The following is an 18,199-nucleotide window of genomic DNA, read 5'->3' on the forward strand; positions in this document are numbered from 1 at the left end:
AATAACCTGTGGTGAGCGGGCTTGCCCCGCGCCGGGTTGCGCAGCGACCCTGAAAAATGGGCCTGCTACGCAGTCCAGCGCGGGGCAGGCCCGCTCACCACAACAAGCCCGCTCACCACAATGCCTATGTTCATCCTGAGTTCTAACTGCCCGCCAGGCACGACGGCGTGCCGGCCACCAACGCGTCGATGGCACAGCGCGTCTTGGCCGGCATGTGCGCCGCCGTGGGCCAGATCACGTGGATCGGCGAGGGCTGCTCGCAGTAACCAGGCAGTACCGCTTGCAACTGACCACGCAGCGCATAGTGGGCGATCAGCCAACTGGGCAACCAGGCCAGGCCCACGCCCGCGATGGCGGCATCGGCCACGGCCTGGAGGTCATCCATCATCAGCGGCGAGGCCACCCGCGCACGGTGTGGGCGGCCCTGCTCGTCATTGAGCGCCCACTCCAGGCGCGGGGCACTGCAGCGATAAGCAATGCCGCGATGCCCGGCCAGGTCCTCGATACGCTCTATTTGACCCACGCGCTGCAAGTACGCCGGTGACGCCGCCAGGCCAATCGCCTGCTCGCCCAGGCGACGGGCGCTCAAGCGGTCGGTGTCGGGCAGCGCGCCAATGCGTACCGCCAGGTCGAAGCCTTCCTGGGCAACGTCGATCAGCCGGTCAGAGAAAGAAATCTCGATCTCCAATTCGGCAAATCTATCCATCAACCCCCATAGCGCAGGCGCCGCATAGTGGTGCCCGAACGCTAATGGCAGACTGGCCCGCAACCGCCCACGAGGTTGTTGCCGTCCGCTTTCCAGCACGGACTCGGCGGCCTCAAGTTCCGCCAGCGCCCGCAGGCAATGCTCGTAATAGGCCTGCCCGTCCTCGGTCAACCGTTGGCGACGGGTAGAGCGCTGTAACAGGCACGTGCCCAGGCGGGCCTCAAGTCGCGCCAAGCCCTTGCCGACTGCCGAGCGCGTCACATTCAGCCGCTCGGCGGCTTCGGTCAGGTTGCCGCTCTCGACGATCTGCAGAAAGAGTTCAACGCCATCAAAACGTGGAGTGGTCATAGGCTCGATTGTCGCTCTTGATTCCCTTATTACTGGAAAACTTATCACGAATAAAGAACCAGATTCCCCTGAAAATAGCCCGATCCCCCAACGACAGGAGAGTCCCCATGCCACCCGCTGCCACGTTATCGGTCGCCAGCCCACCGCGCACCGCCAAAAATGGTCTCGCGCTGACCGCCGTGTGCCTGGTCGCCCTGATGTTCGGCCTGGAAATCTCCAGCGTGCCGGTCATCCTGCCCACCCTTGAAAGGGAACTGGGCACCGGCTTCCAGGACGCCCAATGGATCATGAATGCCTACACCCTGGCCTGCACCAGCGTGTTGATGGCGGCCGGCACCCTGGCCGATCGCTTTGGCCGCCGACGCATGCTGGTGCTGTGCCTGTGGCTGTTCGGGCTAGCGTCCCTGGCCTGTGGCCTGGCGGAGCATGCTTCGACGCTGATCGCCGCGCGTTTCGTCCAAGGCATCGGCGCCGGGGCGATGATGATTTGCCAGTTCGCGATTTTGTCGCACTTGTTCCGCGAACCGGCAGCGCGGGCGCGAGCATTCGCGATCTGGGGCGTGATTGCCGGCGTGGGCCTGGGCTTCGGGCCGATGGTGGGCGCGTTGATCCTGGCGGTGGCGGATTGGCGCTGGGTGTTTCTCGTGCACGTGCCACTCACGGTGTTCACCCTGGTGCTGCTGCACGTCAGCGTGCAGGAATCCCGCGACCCGGCGGGCAATCGCCTGGACATCGCCGGCATGCTCACCTTGACGCTGTCGGTGTTCGCGCTGGTCTACTTCATCACCCAAGGCACCGAACACGGCTTTGGCACCCCGGCCATGCTCGGCTGGGCGGGCCTGGCAGTGGCCGCACTGCTGCTGTTCATCGTTGTTGAACGGCGCAGCGCCCACCCGATGTTTGATTTCTCGGTGTTCCGTATCCAGCGCTTCAACGGCGCGTTGATGGGCTCGATCGGTATGAACTTCAGCTTCTGGCCGTTCATGATCTACCTGCCACTGTATTTCCAGGCCGGGCTGGGCTACGACACCTTGACCACCGGCGGCGCCCTGCTCGCCTACACCTTGCCGACACTGCTGGTGCCGCCACTGGCCGAACGCCTGGCCCTGCGCTATGGCGCCGAACGCATCATCCCTCTTGGGTTAGGTTTGATGGGTGCAGGTTTCTTGAGCATGGCCGCTGCAAACGCTGCCGCGCAGCCAAGCATCGTGCTGGTGCTGAGCAGTTGCATCGCGGCCGGTGTGGGATTGGCGCTGACCAACTCCCCCACCACCAACACCACCACCGGTTCAGTCTCGGCCGACCGTGCAGGCATGGCCTCGGGCATCGACCTCAGCGCGCGGCTGATCACCCTCGCGCTCAACATCGCGTTGATGGGGCTGGTGCTGTTGCTGGGGATCAGCCATCAACTGGCTGCTGTATTGCCCCAAAGCACCGTGCTGGATTGGGCGGCCATCAGCCAGAACATTGCGGCGGGCAAACTGGCTTCATCGATGGACCTTAGCGTCACCGATGCCCAGGCAGCCCTGCGCCATGGCGTCGGCTGGGCCATGCTCTTCGCGGGATGGGGGGCGTGTGGGTTGGCGTGGTTGAGCAGGTCTTTCTTCCGGCGCGGACACTAAACGAAAACGGGCCTGCAATGGCAGGCCCGTTCAGTGGGGGATGAAAGAACTTTCAGTGATCAACTGTTAAACACAGCACGTTCTTTTTCCAGAAACTCCTGTTCAAGCTCATCTTCATTGACCTTGGTGTCCGACAGACTTTTCCCGGCAGCGCGTGGCTTGCCTTGCAGTCTGCCAAACAGATGTTCCAACGCATGGTCCAGCTTGGTCGCCGCACCGTCGATCGCCTGTTCCAGGGTATCGGCCTTGTGCAGTACCGACAGCGGTTGATGGCCTTTTGGCCGTGCTTCCAGGCGGCAACTTAAATCGTGGGGACCGGGCTTGTCGCCGTTCTCATCCCGCAGGTAGACCTCCACTCGGGTCAGGTCTTCTTCGTAACGTTCGAGCGTGCTCTCAATGGTAGTACGTACCCACTCCTCCAGTCGGATGCTGCTTTCAATATGGTTATCGCTATTGACTTGGATTTGCATAGTTCTTCCCTTATTTCAGCTAGCTCGCGAGAGGTCACAAACTGCAACACCGGGGTGGTGAAACCATGACCTCTTGATTACACAATTGAGCAGTCCGAAGAACAATTCAACCCCTTTGCAAAGATAAATCCCACATTACAAATTAAGTCTGACGACAAGCAAAAACGCTGTTAGGGTGGGGAGTTGGTTACATCTTCTTACGCTCAGCCAACCTTACAATTGCCCCTCTCCCAACGGGTGCAACCCGCGGAAAATCCCTGCTTCCTCCACCAGCCAATCATGCACCGCGCGCACGCCCGGATGGCTCAGTGCACCCGGCGCATAGAGCAGCACGTAGCGTTTGTGATTGGGCACGGCCAGGCCGAACGGCACGATCAAGGTGCCGCGCTCCAATTCATCGTTGAGCAAGGTGCGCCGCGCGATGGCCACGCCCATGCCGGCAATGGCCGCCTCGATGGTCAGGTGGTTGCGATTGAACGTATGCCCACGGCGCACGTCGGCGTCGTGATAGCCGATGGCATTCAGGTAGAACTCCCACTCTGCGTACTCATAACTCCCACGCCAGGCGGTAATGTCGTGCAGCAACGGGAAATGCACCAGGTCGGCCGGGCCATGCAACGGTGGCCTGCCGCGTAGCAGGCTCGGGGCGCACACCGGGAAGATCTGCTCGTCGAGCAAGGCTGTGGATAACAGGCCGGGGTAGCTGCCGTCGTTCAAGTCGATGGCCAGGTCGAAATCGCCCTCATGCAGAGCGATGCTGCTGTCCTCGGCAACCATGCGCAATTGGATATCCGGAAAGCGTTGCTGCAAGCGCGGCAAACGCGGGGTCAGCCACTTGCCGAGAAACGACGGGATCGAACGCAGCCGCAACGTGCCGCTGATCATCCCCGCGTCCAAGCGCTGCAGTTCGGCATCAATGCTGCCGTAGGCCTCACCCACCGTCGTCGCCAAACGCTGCCCCTCGGCACTCAGCTCTACCCCACGCGCGCGTCGATGAAACAAACGGAAACCCAATCGCTCCTCCAGCTGGCGGATCTGCTGGCTCACCGCACCCGGCGTGATGTGCAGTTCTTCGGCGCAGCGCGTAAACGACAAATGCCGCGCAGCGCAGGAAAAAACGTGCAGCCAGACATACGTCTGGCCATGAAGGGGCCGGGTCATAGCGTTTAGTCCTGCTAAAGGGTGTCTTAGGATAATTCGTTGGTCAGTGCCGATCCAGAGGCTCAGTATCGCGCCAATTCCGCTCGCTCTACAAAACATGGCAGCGATTTCTACTCCATTGCTTGTAAGGCTTTAGCATGGCTATCAGCGTTTTTGATCTATTCAAAGTGGGCATTGGCCCCTCCAGCTCCCACACCGTCGGCCCCATGCGGGCGGCGGCGACCTTCGCCAAAGCCCTGATCGACCAACAATTGCTGACCGATACCCGCCGCGTGGAAGTGCGCCTGTACGGCTCACTGTCCGCCACCGGTGTCGGCCACGCCACCGACCGCGCCTGCGTGATGGGGCTGATGGGCGAATGGCCGGATCAGGTCGATCCGAGCTCAATCAATCCCCGCATCCAGCAATTGCACGAGTCCGGCCGTCTGCTACTCGCAGGCACACAAGACATTGCCTTCAACTGGCACACAGACCTCCTGCTGCTGGACGAGAGCCTGCCCTACCACCCCAACGCCATGTCCCTGCACGCCTATGGCGAAAATGGCCTGTTGAGTGAGCAAACCTATTACTCGGTGGGCGGCGGTTTCATCATCGAAGCGGCAGAAGCCGCCTCCGGCATTGCGCCGACCAGCGATGTTGATTTGCCCTACGACTTTTCCAGCGCCGTGGAGCTGCTGGCCTTGTGCAACAAGCATGGCTTGCGGGTTTCCGAACTGATGATGGCCAACGAACGCGCTTGGCGCAGCGACGCCGACATCCGCAGCGGCTTGCTGCATATCTGGTCGGTGATGCGCGAATGCGTGGAGCAAGGCCTGCGCGATGAAGGCATCCTGCCAGGTGGCCTGGACGTGCCACGCCGCGCGGCAAAACTGCACCGCAGCCTGCTGGAAATCGGCAAGCCGAATGTGATCACCTCAACCTTGTCGGCGATGGAATGGGTCAACCTCTTCGCCCTCGCCGTCAACGAGGAAAATGCCGCCGGCGGGCGCATGGTCACCGCACCGACCAATGGCGCCGCCGGGATCATCCCGGCCGTGCTGCATTACTACATGAAGTTCAACGCCGACGCGTCTGACGACGACGTAGTCAATTTCTTCCTGGCCGCTGCTGCCGTCGGCATTCTCTGCAAGAAAAATGCCTCGATCTCCGGTGCCGAAGTCGGCTGCCAGGGCGAGGTCGGTTCGGCCTGCGCCATGGCCGCTGCGGGGTTGGCCGACATCCTCGGCGCCACCCCCGAGCAATTGGAAAACGCCGCCGAAATCGGCCTGGAGCACAACCTCGGCCTCACCTGCGACCCGGTCGGCGGCTTGGTGCAAGTACCGTGCATCGAGCGCAACGCCATCGCGGCAGTCAAGGCGATCAACGCCACGCAAATGGCCCTGCGCGGTGACGGCAAACACTTCATTTCCCTCGACCGGGTGATCCGCACCATGCGCGATACCGGGGCCGACATGCATGACAAATACAAAGAAACTTCACGGGGCGGCCTGGCGGTCAGCTGGGTGGAGTGCTGATCGGAGCACTGCTACCCGCCCCAAACGTGAGCCCGCGCAAAAATAATAACGAGGCAATAACGATGACCGATGTACGTACACCTGCTGCCGAAAATCCTGTTTCAGACAACACCGTGACCACCGGCTGGACCCAACACGACACCACCTGGATGTTGGGCCTCTACGGCACCGCCATCGGTGCCGGCACCCTGTTCTTGCCGATCAATGCCGGCGTCGGCGGTTTCTGGCCGCTGATCGTGCTGGCACTGCTGGCCTTCCCCATGACCTTCTTCGCCCACCGTGGGCTGACGCGTTTTGTGCTGTCGGGCAAATCCGGCGACATCACCGAAGTGGTCGAAGAACACTTCGGCGTCGGCGCCGGCAAGCTGATCACCCTGCTGTATTTCTTTGCGATCTTCCCGATCCTGTTGGTGTACAGCGTGGCGCTGACCAACACCCTCGGCAGTTTCATGGAACACCAACTGCACATGGCCCCACCGCCTCGGGCGATCCTGTCGCTGGTGCTGATCCTCGGACTGATGGCCATTGTGCGCTGCGGCCAGGGCGTGATCGTCAAGGCCATGAGCGTACTGGTGTACCCGTTCGTTGCCGCCCTGTTGCTGCTGGCCGTGAGCCTGGTCCCCAACTGGAACGGTGCGTTCTTCGCCTCTGCCAGCGAGGGCATGCCGCTGCCGATGTTCTTCAAAACCTTGTGGCTGGCGATCCCGGTCATGGTGTTTTCGTTCAACCATTCGCCGATCATCTCCGCGTTCGCCGTCGACCAGAAACGCGTGTACGGCCCGCAGGCCGAGCGCAAAAGCAGCGGCATCCTCGCCACCGCCCACGGCATGATGGTGGTGACCGTGATGTTCTTCTGCTTCAGTTGTGTACTGGCGTTGTCGCCGGCCGACCTGGCAGCGGCCAAGGCCCAGAACATCTCGATCCTGTCGTACCTGGCCAACCACTTCCAGACCCCGGTGATCGCCTACGCCGCGCCGTTGATTGCGCTGGTGGCCATCACCAAATCCTTCCTCGGTCACTACATCGGCGCGAGCGAAGGCTTCCAAGGCCTGATCGTCAAATCCCTGCGCGGGCGTAACCGTTCGATGTCGTCCAAATGGCTGGAACGCTGCACCGCGCTGTTTATGGTGCTGACCTGCTGGGCCGTGGCGACTTTCAACCCGAGTATCTTGGGCATGATCGAGACCATGGGCGGGCCGATCATCGCGTGCCTGCTGTTCTTGATGCCGATGTACGCGATCCGCCGCGTGCCCTCTCTGCGCCAGTATTCGGGTCAGCTGTCGAATGTGTTTGTGGTGGTGATTGGGTTGATTGCGCTGTCTGCGATCGTTTTCTCGGTACTGCCCTGAAACAGGTCACCGATCTCAAACGCAACCCAAAACAACGGTGGGAGGGGGCTTGTTCCCGATGGCGGTGTGTCAGCCAATGAATGCTCGGCTGAAAGACTGCTATCGGGGGCAAGCCCCCTCCCACATTGGAATCGCACTGTCTGAAAGATCTCTGTACGGCACGCCCCTTGCTGTACAGCATTGAAGCAAACGGATCTTGTGAAGCTTCAGCGACGGAGTGGCCGGTGGTCAGGAGACGCGAACTAAACCCGACACCGGTCGTCAATGACTGCATGTTCTTATCAGGCGGTAACGCACCATGGACAATCCTTTTCAGATCATCACCGACACGTTCACGCCAGAATACCGTGTCAACTTGAGCATCCAACGGCTGGACGGCAGCATCATGCTGACCCTCTCCAACGAGCAAGGGGTGGTAGCCAAACGCATGATCAGCGCCGAACAACGCAATGATCCAAAGCGGCTGAAGCGTCTGGTGCAGAGTATCCAATTCGGCATCGCCATCGAGCAGGGTCACAGCGCCATGGAAATCCTGGCGGTGATGACGGATGGCGATCACAAAGTACTACAGCGTCCGCCCAACCGCCCCCTGCCCTTCAGTGTCGGGCTTTAAAGCTCACCTTTCTCGGTTTCCAGGCTCGCTTCGCCCTTGCGGCGCGGGCCTTCTACCTTCACGGAGGGGAACGACGACGACGCATAGCGCACCACCAGGATCGCAAACGCCAAGAGCAGAATCCCGCCGCACAGGTAGATGATGCCAATGTCGGGTGGATTGTGGTGGGACACGTTGGAAATCAGCAGACGCGTCAGCGCGGTGATTGCCACGTAGATCAGAAAGCGCACCGGCATGTGGTTGGTCTTGAAATAAATCCCGACCATCGCGCCCAATTCCAGGTAGATGAACAGCAGCAAGATGTCATCGATCTTGATATGCCCATTCTCGAGCATCCCCAGAAACTCCATCACCGCCGCCCACGCGGTCACCGCACCAATGGCGAACAGCGCCAGGTAGTGGAACGACTCGACAAACAGATTGCCCAGGGACTCGGCCAGACCATGTACTTGCTGGCGCAGCCTTTCGGCCCAGTTGATTTTCACGATGATGCTTCCTTAGGTCGACTCGACCGGATAATGCGGGTTGGACGTGACGGTTGTTCTGCATGCAGAAAAAAGGCCAGGGCTGGGAAATGAGATGGTGGCAGCATGACATGAGACACAGATTCATTAAGTGGCACATAACCTGTGGCGAGGGAGCTTGCTCCCGTTGGGGTCACATTGAAGAGGGTGTCACCGTAGGATTACCCGGCAACCTCGCCGTGTTGTCAGAAATTTCCGTTGTAGCAAACCTCTATTTCCCGACTACATTAAAAAACTGCTACCCAAACCCCACGGTTTGGCTTACTCTTTTCACTGTATATGAATACAGTAGTAGCGAAAGACAACTATCGTGAAGGCATGTGAGGTGGTGAATGGCCGTCGAAGTGGTATACCGCAGCAGCCGAGATCTGGAGCGTTTGTTCATGGATAAAGCCGAAGCTGACCGTCATGACAAGATGCTTGAACTCGCTGAGTTGCTGGCAGAAGTGTTGCAAAAAGCCGTGCCGTCCCTGAGCGAGCAGCAGGTGGAAGAAGCCGGGATCTACATGGCGAAGAACCGCGATGTATTTGCCAAGGCGTTCAAGAGTCAGCCGGACGCGTTGTCCGAGTTGCTGAACGCACCGGCGGAATAAAGCCCGAATTGAACAGGCCCTGAATCATCGATTCAGGGCCTTTTTAATAACCGGCTATTGGTAAAGCAGGCGCTCGGCCAATTCATCCGCGACCCGTGCGGGCGAGCGTTTTTCGGCTTGGGCGTGGGCGAAGATTTCCGTGAGGCGCGTGCCGATGTTGGATAAGTGCGCGGTGATGGTCGGCAGTTCTGCCCCGCTGTGTTTGAGCGCGACGTAGATCAGGCCGCCCGAGTTGATGACGTAGTCAGGGGCGTAGAGGATGCCGCGCCCTTCCAGTTGGTCAGCCACTTGCAGGTTGGTCAATTGCGCACTGGCGGAACCGGCCACGGCAGCGCAGCGCAGTTGGCCGACGCTCTGGCGGTTGAACACGGCCCCGAGGCCGCAGGGCGCGAGGATGTCGCACGGGGTGCTGAGCAAGGCGTCGTTGGCGATGGGGTGCGCGCCCAGTTGCTCCATGGCCAACTGCACCTTGCCGTGGTCGATGTCGCTGACCAGCAGTTCGGCACCCGCGGCGTGCAGTTGTTCGGCCAGGGCGTAACCGACGTTACCGAGGCCCTGGATGGCGACGCGCAAACCTTCGAGGTTGTCGCTGCCCAGGCGGGCCATGGCGGTGGTGCGGATGCCGGCGAAAACGCCCATGGCGGCATGGGGTGAAGGGTCGCCTGCCGCGCTGGTGCTGGTGACGAAGCGGGTGTGCTGGGCGATGCAGTCCATGTCGGCCACCGAGGTGCCGCTGTCGGTGGCGGTGATGTAGCGGCCGTCGAGTTGCTCGATACAACGGCCGAATGCTTCAAACAGTGCCGCGCGGTTTTCCACATGGCCGGGGCGCAGGATCACCGCCGTACCGCCGCCCACCGGCAAACCGGCCAATGCCGCCTTGTAGCTCATGCCTTGGGCCAGGCGCGCAGCGTCGGCCACGGCACTTTCGTCGTCGGGGTAGGAGAGATAGCGACAACCGCCGAGAGCAGGCCCCAGGCGGCTGTTATGGATGGCGATGACCACCTTCAGCCCGGTAGCCGGGTCGACGCTCAAGTGCAGCGATTCAAGGCGGGTGCTGTGCATGAGAGCAAACATCGTCAAGCTCCCGAATCACTTCTGGTAGTGGGCCAAGTATAGGCTTGCGGCAGAAACCTGCCGAAATACGCTGGAATAAGCCGCTCGATTTCGCAGGCCTTGCGACATAAGCACACAGGTTATCGCCTAAGCCACTGGACGAAAATTCCCAGCAAGGCTAAAACGGGGGCATCCGCCGGAGAATGCAATGAACCCCCGCAAAGCCTTTTTTGCCTGCCTGGAACGCTCCCCCCCTGCGCTGTTTGAAGCCGCGCTGTGGATAGCCGCCGAGCATGACCCGGCAGTGCAGCCATTGCTGATCCTGCAGGAGCTGACGTTGCTGCAACAGCAGGTGAGCCTCGGCATGCCCATGGTGCCGGCGGATGAACTGGGCCAGACGTTGTTGCGGCGCATGAATGACTTGGGGTTTGCCCAGGATGAGTTCACGCCACTGCGCCCCGCTGCCGCGCTGCTGGACAAGGTCTTGCAGCGCAAACGCGGACAACCCTTGGCCATGGGGCTGATCGCCCTTGAGTTGGCACGACGCCTGGATATCCTCATGGTCGGCGTGAATTTCCCCGGCCACTTTCTACTGCGGGTCCCCGGCGCCGATCACCTTCTGGACCCGTGCGGCGGCCGACGCCTGTACCCCAATGATTGCCGTGACCTGCTGCAACGCCAATACGGCCCCAACCTCAAGTTGCAGGCCGACCACCTGCACACCGCCGATCCACGTTCGATCCTGCAGCGGTTGTCACGCAACCTGCGGCAATTGCACCTGGCCAACGACGCCCCGCTTGAAGCCTTGGTCGACGCCGAGCGCGTGCTGGAGCTGGGCAATGCCAGTGCCGCCGATTACCTGGCACGGGCCAGCCTGTACCAGCGCCTGGACTGCCCCAACGCCGAGCGTTTTGACTTGGAACACGCGCTGATGCTCAGCGAAGACCCGATCCAACGCCTGCGCCTGACCGAGCGCCTGGGGCATTTGCCGCCCAATTCAGTGGTGCACTGACGCCCGATTCTCGAGCGCTTCCACGCTGATTGATGGTGGCTCAGTGCTTGCCCGGCGCTTTGAAAATGTCGCCCGGCAGCGAGGCGTTCAGCCTCACACCGCCAGGCGAACGCACCTGGATAATCAACAACGCCGCGATCACCGCCGGTATCGCGCAAAAGAAAAAAATCTGCTCCACCGGGATATGCATCGCCAGCAGTATGCTGCCAAACAGCGGCCCCAGGATCGAGCCAAACCGCCCCACGCCCAACGCCCAGCCCGTTCCGGTAGCGCGTACGTGCGCCGGGTAGAAATTGCTGGCAAAGGCGTTGAGGGTCAGCTGGCCACCGATGATGCAAAACCCTGCCGCAAACACGCAGGCCACCAGGTAGCGCGGGTTGTCATGGTTGAGACCGAGCAGAATGGTGCACACCGCCGCCGTCGCCATCACGCCGGACAGGAGGCGCACTTTGCTTTGCAAGCGGTCGGCGAACCAGGCCATGCCGATGGCCCCCAAGGTGCCGGCGAACAGGAACATCGACGTCACCAGGTTGGCTTCTTTCAACGCCAGCCCGCTTTCCAACAGCAGCGACGGCAACCAACTGATCATGAAATACAGCAGGATCAAGCTGACAAAAAAGGTCGCCCAGATCAGCAGCGTCGGACGCGCATAGCCATTGCGGAACAACTCCACGACGGTCAGTTTGCTGCCCTGCTCCTGCTGGTTCTCGGCCTCGCTCGCAGGCGGCGCTTGCCAGCCGGGCAACATGCGTGACGTCACGGCCTGCAGCCGCGCATACGGCGGCGCATCTCGCAGCAAGCGCGGCAAGGATTCCGGCAACCACCGCACAAGAAACGGGAACAACAGCAGCGGCGTTACGCCACCCGCCAGAAACACTGCCTGCCACCCGAAGCCTTCGATAAACCCCGCCGCCACAAACCCACCCGCTGCCCCACCAAACGAGAAGCCACAGGCCGCCAGGGTCACCATCAACGTGCGCAGGCGCGGTGGGGAGTAGTCCGACATCAACGCCATGGCACTGGGCATGGCGCCCCCCATGCCGATACCGCAGATAAACCTGGCGGCCATCAAGGTGGTCAGTGAGTGGGCGAACACCATCAGCACCGTGAGGCTGGCGTAGATCAGCACGCAGCCAAGCAGGATGCGTCGTACGCCAAAGCGATCCGCCAATGGCGTGACCAGTAGCGAACCCAAGGTCAGCCCAAGCAGGTTGGCGCTGAACACCGGCCCAAATGCGGCCTTTTCCAGCCCCCAATCTTGAGCCAACGCTGGAACTACATACCCCAACACCTGGGCGTCATAGCCATCCGTCACCAGCAACAGTGCCAGCAACAGAAGAATCAACCACTGGTAGCGCGAGACCGGACGAGCGTCGAGTGCCGCGCGAAAGCTGGCAAGCTGATTGTGCATCGCAAAGTACCTATTATTTTTATAAGGGTGGCGCAGGTCAAAATGTGGGAGGGGGCAAGCCCTAATGCCAGTCAGTTAAGGGCAAACACTGTACCTGTGGCGAGGGAGCTGCTCCCGTTGGACTGCGCAGCAGTCCCAGTCTTTTGAAACAAAGAGCTGGGGCCGCTTCGCGGCCCAACGGGAGCAAGCTCCCTCGCCACAGGTTATTTTTTGCCCCCTCCCACATTGGGTCCTAAGGCGTGTCAGGTTGATTGGCGGGGTGTGCCTGCACAAATGCTGGATGCTGTGCCGCCAACGCCGCCACCCGTCCGATGCGCGGGTACGCCGCCAATGGCACCTTGAAGCGCTCGGCCGCATACAGCTGCGGAATCAGGAACGCGTCGGCCAGCCCCGGCTGGTCGCCGAAGCAATACCTCTGATCGCCGATCAATTGTTCCACCGCGCCCAATCCCTGGCTGATCCAATGGCCAATCCATTCCAGCACCTTTGCCTCGTCATGCCCCCACTGACGCAGCAGGTTCTGGGTACTGGAGTTGTGCAGCGGGTGAATATCGCAGCCGATGATCGACGCCACCGCACGCGCATGGGCACGGGCCGCAAGGTCGTTGGAGAGCAACGGCACCTGTGGATAACACTCCTCCAGGTATTCGATGATCGCCAGCGACTGGATCAACAGCTCACCCTCATCGGTGCGCAAGGCAGGCACACGTCCTTGCGGGTTGATCGCCAAATACTCGGGTTGGCGATTGGCACCGCCCGCCGGCACCAGCAGGTTGACCGGCACGGCAGTGAAATCCAGGCCCTTGAGCGCCAAGGCGATGCGAACCCGGTACGACGCGGTGGAACGGTAGTAGGTATAGAGTTCCATCCCCCTCTCCTTCTAGCGCGCCGCGACCACAGTGCCGCGGCATTCGCCGAAGCCGATAGAGGCAAATCCTTCACGACTGCAGCGAGCGCGCAGGATGACTTCATCGCCGTCTTCGAGGAACTTGCGCACCTCGCCGGAGGGCAATTCGACGGCCTTTTTGCCGCCTTCGGTCATTTCCAACAGGCTGCCGAACTGACCGGCTTGCGGCCCCGACAAGGTCCCCGTGCCAAACAGGTCACCGGCCTGCAGCTGGCAACCGTTGACGCTGTGGTGCGCGACCAATTGCGCGGCGGTCCAGTACATATGCAGGCTGTTGCTCAAGGCCAGGCGATAGGCCGGCAGGTTTTGCTCACGCATGGCGGCCGTGGTCAGCAGGACTTCCAATTCGATATCCAGGGCACCCGCTGCCTGGTCGCGTTGGTCCAGCAGGTACGACAGCGGCTGCGGGTCACCTTCAGGCCGCGCCGGTTGCGCTGTGCGGAACGGTTCAAGTGCCTCGACCGTCACCACCCACGGTGAAATGGTGGTGATAAAGCTTTTCGACAGGAACGGCCCCAGCGGCTGGTACTCCCAGGCCTGGATATCCCGTGCCGACCAGTCATTGAGCAGGCAGAAACCGGCGATATGTTCAGCCGCGTCACCAATGGCAATCGAATCGCCCATCTCATTGCCCTGGCCGATCCAGACGCCCAGTTCCAACTCGTAGTCCAGGCGTGCACACGGACCGAAGATCGGTTCGGCCTGGCCGGCGGGCAAGGTCTGGCCCTTGGGGCGGCGCACATCGGTGCCCGAGGGACGGATGGTCGACGCGCGACCGTGGTAGCCAATCGGCACGTACTTGTAGTTGGGCAGCAGAGGGTTGTCTGGGCGGAACAGTTTGCCGACGTTCTGCGCGTGCTCGATACCGACGTAGAAGTCGGTGTAGTCATTGATCCGCGCCGGTACGTGCATCTGGCAATCGGCAGCACGGTGCAACACGTGCGCTTCACGCGCCTGCAGTGTGCTGCCTTCGGCCAACAACGTCAGCAAGCGCTCGCGCAAGGCCACGCGCGGGCCACGGCCCAGTTCGAAGAAGGCGTTCAGTTGGCCACCGGCGGTCGCCTCGACGGCGCGACGGGCGTCACCGTCGAACGCATCGATCGCGGCGTGCAGGTCCAGGATCGAGTCGCCAATCGCCACGCCAGCGCGCGGTGCGGAGCCGTTGACGCTGAACACGCCCAACGGCAGGTTCTGCAGCGGAAAATCGGTGTGACCATTCGCGGAGGCCACCCAGCTGCGGGTGAGTGTTGGCTGCGTCATGGGTTTATCTCCGGTTCGGGTTGAAGGTGGCGGGCAGCGAGGCCCAGCACGCGTCGTAAGTGTTTTGCAGCTGCGGGCAGTCCAAGGCGAACTGGGTCGGGCGCAGCACTTGGCTGGTCTCGAACATAAAGGCCATGGTGTTATCGATCTTGTGCGGCGCCAGCGCCACGTTGATGGCCTTGGTGCAAGTTTCGCCGTCCGGGCCGTGGGCGCTCATGCAGCTGTGCAGCGACGCGCCGCCGGGCACGAAGCCTTCGGCCTTGGCGTCGTAGGCTCCTTGGATCAGGCCCATGTATTCGTTCATCAGGTTGCGATGGAACCACGGCGGACGGAAGGTGCTCTCGGCCACCATCCAGCGCGGCGGAAAGATCACGAAGTCGAGGTTGGCCAGGCCGTGGGTGCTGGTGGGCGAGGTCAATACCGTGAAGATCGACGGGTCCGGGTGGTCGAAGCTCACGGTGCCTATCGTGTTGAAGCGGCGCAGGTCGTATTTGTACGGCACGTTGTTGCCGTGCCAGGCGACCACATTGAGCGGGGAATGATCCAGCTCGCAAGCCCAGAGTTCGCCGAGGAATTTCTGTACCAGCGTTGTCGGTTGTTTCAGGTCTTCGTAGTGGGCGACCGGGGTCAGGAAGTCGCGCGGGTTGGCCAGGCCGTTGCTGCCGATGGGCCCCAGGTCCGGCAGGCGCAGTGGGGCACCGTGGTTCTCGGCGACGTAGCCGCGCGCTTGCGCATCCAGCAGTTCGACGCGGAATTTGAGGCCGCGCGGCAGCACGACGATTTCCAGCGGCTCGACTTCCAGCACGCCCAATTCAGTCGCGATACGCAGACGGCCCTGTTCGGGAACGATCAACCATTCGCCATCGGCATTGAAGAACACCCGCTCCATCGAACGATTGGCGCGGTAGTTGTAGATGCTGATGCCCGAGGGTTTTTCCGACCCGGAATTAGCGACCATCCCTACAAGCCCATCGACAAAGTCAGTCGGCTCACTTGGAATATCCAACGGGTTCCAGCGCAAGCGATTCGGCGTCACCGCCCCCAACGGCCCACCGACCAACTGCCGTTCAAGCTTGATAAACGCTGGGTGATTGGCCGACGGCTGAATGCGGTACAGCCAGGTGCGCCGGGCTTCACTGCGCGCCATGGTGAACGCCGTGCCGGAGAACAGTTCGGTGTACAGCCCATAGGGCGCTTTTTGTGGGGAGTTCTGGCCGACCGGCAGTGCGCCGACCAAGGCTTCGCTGGCGAACTCATTGCCGAAGCCCGACAGGTATTCGAGGTTCATGGAGCATCCTCTGTACGGAAGTTGTTTTTATCGTAATCCAGTTACGCATAACGTAATTTGATCACTAACGACCGTCAAGCTATAAAGACGCCCATTCATCTCTCGGATTCTCGCCCCTCCATGGAAAAGCCCCGCGACACCGGTAAACAGAAAGTCCGCTCGGCCGAAGTGGGCACCGACATCCTCAAGGCCCTGGCCGAACTGTCACCGGCGACCTCGCTTTCACGCCTGGCCGAGCACGTGCAAATGCCGGCCAGCAAGGTGCACCGCTACCTGCAGGCGCTGATCGCCTCAGGTTTCGCCGAACAGAACACCGCCACCAATCACTATGGCCTGGGCCGCGAAGCCTTGCGTGTGGGCCTGGCGGCGCTGGGCAGCATGGACGTGCTCAAGGTCGGCGCGATGCCCCTGGCGGAGTTGCGCGATGAATTGAATGAAACCTGCTTCCTGGCGGTGTGGGGTAACCAGGGCGCGACCGTGGTGCAGATCGAACCGGCGGTGCGTGCGGTGACGGTGGTCACGCAGTTGGGTTCGGTGTTGCCGCTGCTCAGTTCGTCCACCGGGCTGGTGTTCAGTGCGTTCCTGCCGTTGCGGGAAACCGTAGAGCTGCGTGAACGCGAGATCCAGGCCGGCACCGCCCATGCCCTGGCGGACGACCAGGCTTACGCGACCGCCTGCGAACAGATCCGCCGCCGTGGCCTGCACTTTGTGCATGGTTTGCTGATGCCCGGCGTCGATGCGTTGTCGGCGCCGGTGTTCAACGCTGTCGGCCAAGTGGCGGCGGTGATGACCGTGGTCGGCCCCACCTCGTTGTTCCACGCCGATGAAGACGGCCCGGCGGCGCAGCGCTTGCTGGCGGCGACCCAGGCCGTGAGTTGGCGGATGGGTTATCAGCCCTGAGCTAGTCGTGCCATTGGCTCAGGGCCAGTGCCACGCGGTTTTCCAGCGCACGGATGGGCGTGGCGTCACTCACGTAGTTATTGCTGATCATTGAAAACACAAGGCGTCGGCCATCGGCGTCGGTGATGTAGCCGCTCAACGAGGAAACCCCGGCCATGGAGCCGGTCTTGGCGTGCAGGTTGTTTTGCGCCGCCGTGCCGCGCAGGCGGTAGCGCAGGCTGCCGCCGGTCATGCGGTCGGGGTCACCGGCGATCGGCAAGGCGTTGTACCAGGCTTCGAACCAGGGCTGCTTGGCTGCGGCCAGCAGCAGGTCGGTCAGGTTCTGCGACGACACCCAGTTACGCCGCGACAGACCTGAACCGTCCACCTGGCTCAGCGTCATCGGGTCCAAACCCTGGCGCCGCATGAAATCCGCGACTGCCGCGACACCGGCCTGCGCCGTACCCGCGTTGGCTGTCTTGCGCCCCATGGCCTTGAGAAACGCCTCGGACATGTTGTTGTTCGACAGTTTGAGCAGCGGCGTGATCAGTTCCTGCAGCGGTGCCGATTGATGCTCGGCCAGCACCCTGGCCGTCGCTGGGCTTGTACCACCGATCACGCGTCGGCCCAGTACCTGGATGCCCTGCTGCGCCAACGCCTGCTCAAACAGATTGGCCACCAGTTGCGTCGGCTCCCACACGCTCACCCACTGCCGGCTTTGTTTGCCTGGCGCCAGCGCACCCGTGAGTTGCAGCAGGTTGGTGCCGTGCTGGCGGGTGATGCCGTAGGTGTTACCGGGACCGCTGACCGCGCGGTTGTTCAGTTGCACATAATCGGTGGACGGGCTCACCACCACGCTCACCGGCTGGCCAACCGCGACGGGCGCCTTCGCCGTGACGAGCAACGTGCCCGCATCAAAATCCGCATTGGGCGACACGGTCAGCGCCGAAATCTGCGCGCCGTAGTAGGTGCTTTCATCGTCCTGGGCCCAGTCCACGCCCAGCCGTTCGGCGTCGAACCAAGTGTCGTCGAAGACAAGATCGCCTTGGACCTGGCGCACACCCTGCCCCGCCAGTTGTGCCGCCAATGCCTGGTAGTCGGCGAATTGCGTGGTCGGGTCGCCCAAGCCGCGCAAATAGAGGTTGCCGCTGAGGCGCTCGCCCTGCTGGGTGCCGTTACCCAGCAGTTGAGTGGAAAACCGGTATTGCGGCCCCAGCACATCCATCGCCGCCGCAGTGGTGAGCAATTTGAGGTTGGACGCAGGAATGACCCGTGTTCGCGGGTTGTGTTGGTAGAGCGTGCTGCCGCTGCGGGCGTCACGCACCATCAGGGAGACAGTGGCGCCGTTGAGCGCCGGGTCGGCCATCAGGTGATCGAGGGTGGCTGGGGTGGAGGTCTGGGAAACACTCGCGCAGCCCCCCAGCAAAAGGCTCAAGCCAACCAGCATGCCGCGGGTGTGTAAGCATTTTCCAAAGTACATCAGTAGCGT

Annotated in this window: 17 protein-coding genes; 7 read left to right on the plus strand and 10 right to left on the minus strand. The window is 61.7% G+C overall.

The genetic code is table 11. The features are described from left to right. Positions 1–142: 142 nt before the first annotated feature. Positions 143–1,054 (minus strand): LysR family transcriptional regulator, encoded by a 912-nt coding sequence (locus BM403_RS06125; RefSeq protein WP_012722382.1) that lies wholly within the window; start codon positions 1,052–1,054, stop codon positions 143–145. A gap of 107 nt (positions 1,055–1,161) precedes the next feature. Here BM403_RS06125 and BM403_RS06130 point away from each other — a divergent pair, with 107 nt between their 5' ends. Continuing rightward, positions 1,162–2,676 (plus strand): MFS transporter, encoded by a 1,515-nt coding sequence (locus BM403_RS06130; protein ID WP_093542085.1) that lies wholly within the window; start codon positions 1,162–1,164, stop codon positions 2,674–2,676. A gap of 59 nt (positions 2,677–2,735) precedes the next feature. Here BM403_RS06130 and BM403_RS06135 read toward each other — a convergent pair whose 3' ends face one another. Both BM403_RS06135 and BM403_RS06140 read right to left on the minus strand, forming a co-directional pair. Next, positions 2,736–3,146 carry an HPF/RaiA family ribosome-associated protein gene (locus tag BM403_RS06135; RefSeq protein ID WP_012722380.1) on the minus strand — a complete coding sequence of 137 codons (411 nt, stop codon included), beginning with the start codon at positions 3,144–3,146 and terminating at the stop codon, positions 2,736–2,738. A 213-nt stretch (positions 3,147–3,359) separates the two neighbouring features. Then, entirely contained in the window at positions 3,360–4,307 is a 948-nt protein-coding gene (locus tag BM403_RS06140; RefSeq protein ID WP_012722379.1) for a LysR substrate-binding domain-containing protein, read from the minus strand. Positions 4,308–4,444: 137 nt separating this feature from the next. Here BM403_RS06140 and BM403_RS06145 point away from each other — a divergent pair, with 137 nt between their 5' ends. From BM403_RS06145 to BM403_RS06155, 3 genes are all read left to right on the plus strand, one after another. After that, positions 4,445–5,821, plus strand: a complete 1,377-nt coding sequence (locus BM403_RS06145) for an L-serine ammonia-lyase (RefSeq protein ID WP_012722378.1) — start codon at positions 4,445–4,447, stop codon at positions 5,819–5,821. A 62-nt stretch (positions 5,822–5,883) separates the two neighbouring features. Then, positions 5,884–7,170: a serine/threonine transporter gene (locus BM403_RS06150; protein WP_093542088.1), complete on the plus strand. Its 1,287-nt coding sequence runs from the start codon at positions 5,884–5,886 to the stop codon at positions 7,168–7,170. Positions 7,171–7,468: 298 nt separating this feature from the next. After that, positions 7,469–7,783, plus strand: coding sequence for a DUF3509 domain-containing protein (locus tag BM403_RS06155; RefSeq protein ID WP_012722376.1), 315 nt, complete (start codon positions 7,469–7,471; stop codon positions 7,781–7,783). On the opposite strand, the gene BM403_RS06160 is transcribed toward BM403_RS06155, so the two are convergent. Beyond that, positions 7,780–8,268 carry a phosphate-starvation-inducible protein PsiE gene (locus BM403_RS06160; protein ID WP_012722375.1) on the minus strand — a complete coding sequence of 163 codons (489 nt, stop codon included), beginning with the start codon at positions 8,266–8,268 and terminating at the stop codon, positions 7,780–7,782. The two genes, BM403_RS06155 and BM403_RS06160, sit on opposite strands and share 4 nt — an antisense overlap. A 371-nt stretch (positions 8,269–8,639) precedes the next feature. Here BM403_RS06160 and BM403_RS06165 point away from each other — a divergent pair, with 371 nt between their 5' ends. Then, positions 8,640–8,900 carry a YebG family protein gene (locus BM403_RS06165; RefSeq protein WP_012722374.1) on the plus strand — a complete coding sequence of 87 codons (261 nt, stop codon included), beginning with the start codon at positions 8,640–8,642 and terminating at the stop codon, positions 8,898–8,900. Between the two features lie 54 nt (positions 8,901–8,954). Here BM403_RS06165 and BM403_RS06170 read toward each other — a convergent pair whose 3' ends face one another. Then, a complete protein-coding gene (locus BM403_RS06170; RefSeq protein WP_093542090.1) occupies positions 8,955–9,974 on the minus strand; it encodes a Glu/Leu/Phe/Val dehydrogenase family protein in 1,020 nt (339 codons plus the stop codon). Between the two features lie 187 nt (positions 9,975–10,161). Between BM403_RS06170 and BM403_RS06175 the strand changes: the two genes are divergently transcribed. After that, positions 10,162–10,965, plus strand: coding sequence for a SirB1 family protein (locus BM403_RS06175; RefSeq protein WP_093542093.1), 804 nt, complete (start codon positions 10,162–10,164; stop codon positions 10,963–10,965). A gap of 40 nt (positions 10,966–11,005) precedes the next feature. Here the strand turns inward: BM403_RS06175 and BM403_RS06180 are convergent, their stop codons facing one another. From BM403_RS06180 to hmgA, 4 genes are all read right to left on the minus strand, one after another. Then, a complete protein-coding gene (locus BM403_RS06180; protein ID WP_093542095.1) occupies positions 11,006–12,376 on the minus strand; it encodes an MFS transporter in 1,371 nt (456 codons plus the stop codon). Positions 12,377–12,608: 232 nt separating this feature from the next. Continuing rightward, positions 12,609–13,244: a maleylacetoacetate isomerase gene (maiA, locus tag BM403_RS06185; RefSeq protein ID WP_093542097.1), complete on the minus strand. Its 636-nt coding sequence runs from the start codon at positions 13,242–13,244 to the stop codon at positions 12,609–12,611. A 12-nt stretch (positions 13,245–13,256) separates the two neighbouring features. Continuing rightward, a complete protein-coding gene (fahA, locus tag BM403_RS06190; RefSeq protein WP_046034372.1) occupies positions 13,257–14,543 on the minus strand; it encodes a fumarylacetoacetase in 1,287 nt (428 codons plus the stop codon). A 4-nt stretch (positions 14,544–14,547) separates the two neighbouring features. Further along, positions 14,548–15,831 carry a homogentisate 1,2-dioxygenase gene (hmgA, locus tag BM403_RS06195; protein WP_093542099.1) on the minus strand — a complete coding sequence of 428 codons (1,284 nt, stop codon included), beginning with the start codon at positions 15,829–15,831 and terminating at the stop codon, positions 14,548–14,550. A 120-nt stretch (positions 15,832–15,951) separates the two neighbouring features. On the opposite strand from hmgA, the gene BM403_RS06200 reads away from it, so the two are divergent. Further along, entirely contained in the window at positions 15,952–16,731 is a 780-nt protein-coding gene (locus tag BM403_RS06200; protein WP_093542101.1) for an IclR family transcriptional regulator, read from the plus strand. Between the two features lies 1 nt (position 16,732). Here BM403_RS06200 and dacB read toward each other — a convergent pair whose 3' ends face one another. Next, the gene (gene dacB, locus BM403_RS06205) at positions 16,733–18,190 is read right to left on the minus strand and encodes a D-alanyl-D-alanine carboxypeptidase/D-alanyl-D-alanine endopeptidase (protein WP_093542103.1); all 1,458 of its coding nucleotides are present in this window, start codon (positions 18,188–18,190) and stop codon (positions 16,733–16,735) included. Positions 18,191–18,199: the final 9 nt, after the last annotated feature.

It is taken from the genome of Pseudomonas sp. OV546, from assembly GCF_900116845.1.
Lineage (GTDB): Bacteria > Pseudomonadota > Gammaproteobacteria > Pseudomonadales > Pseudomonadaceae > Aquipseudomonas > Aquipseudomonas petroselini.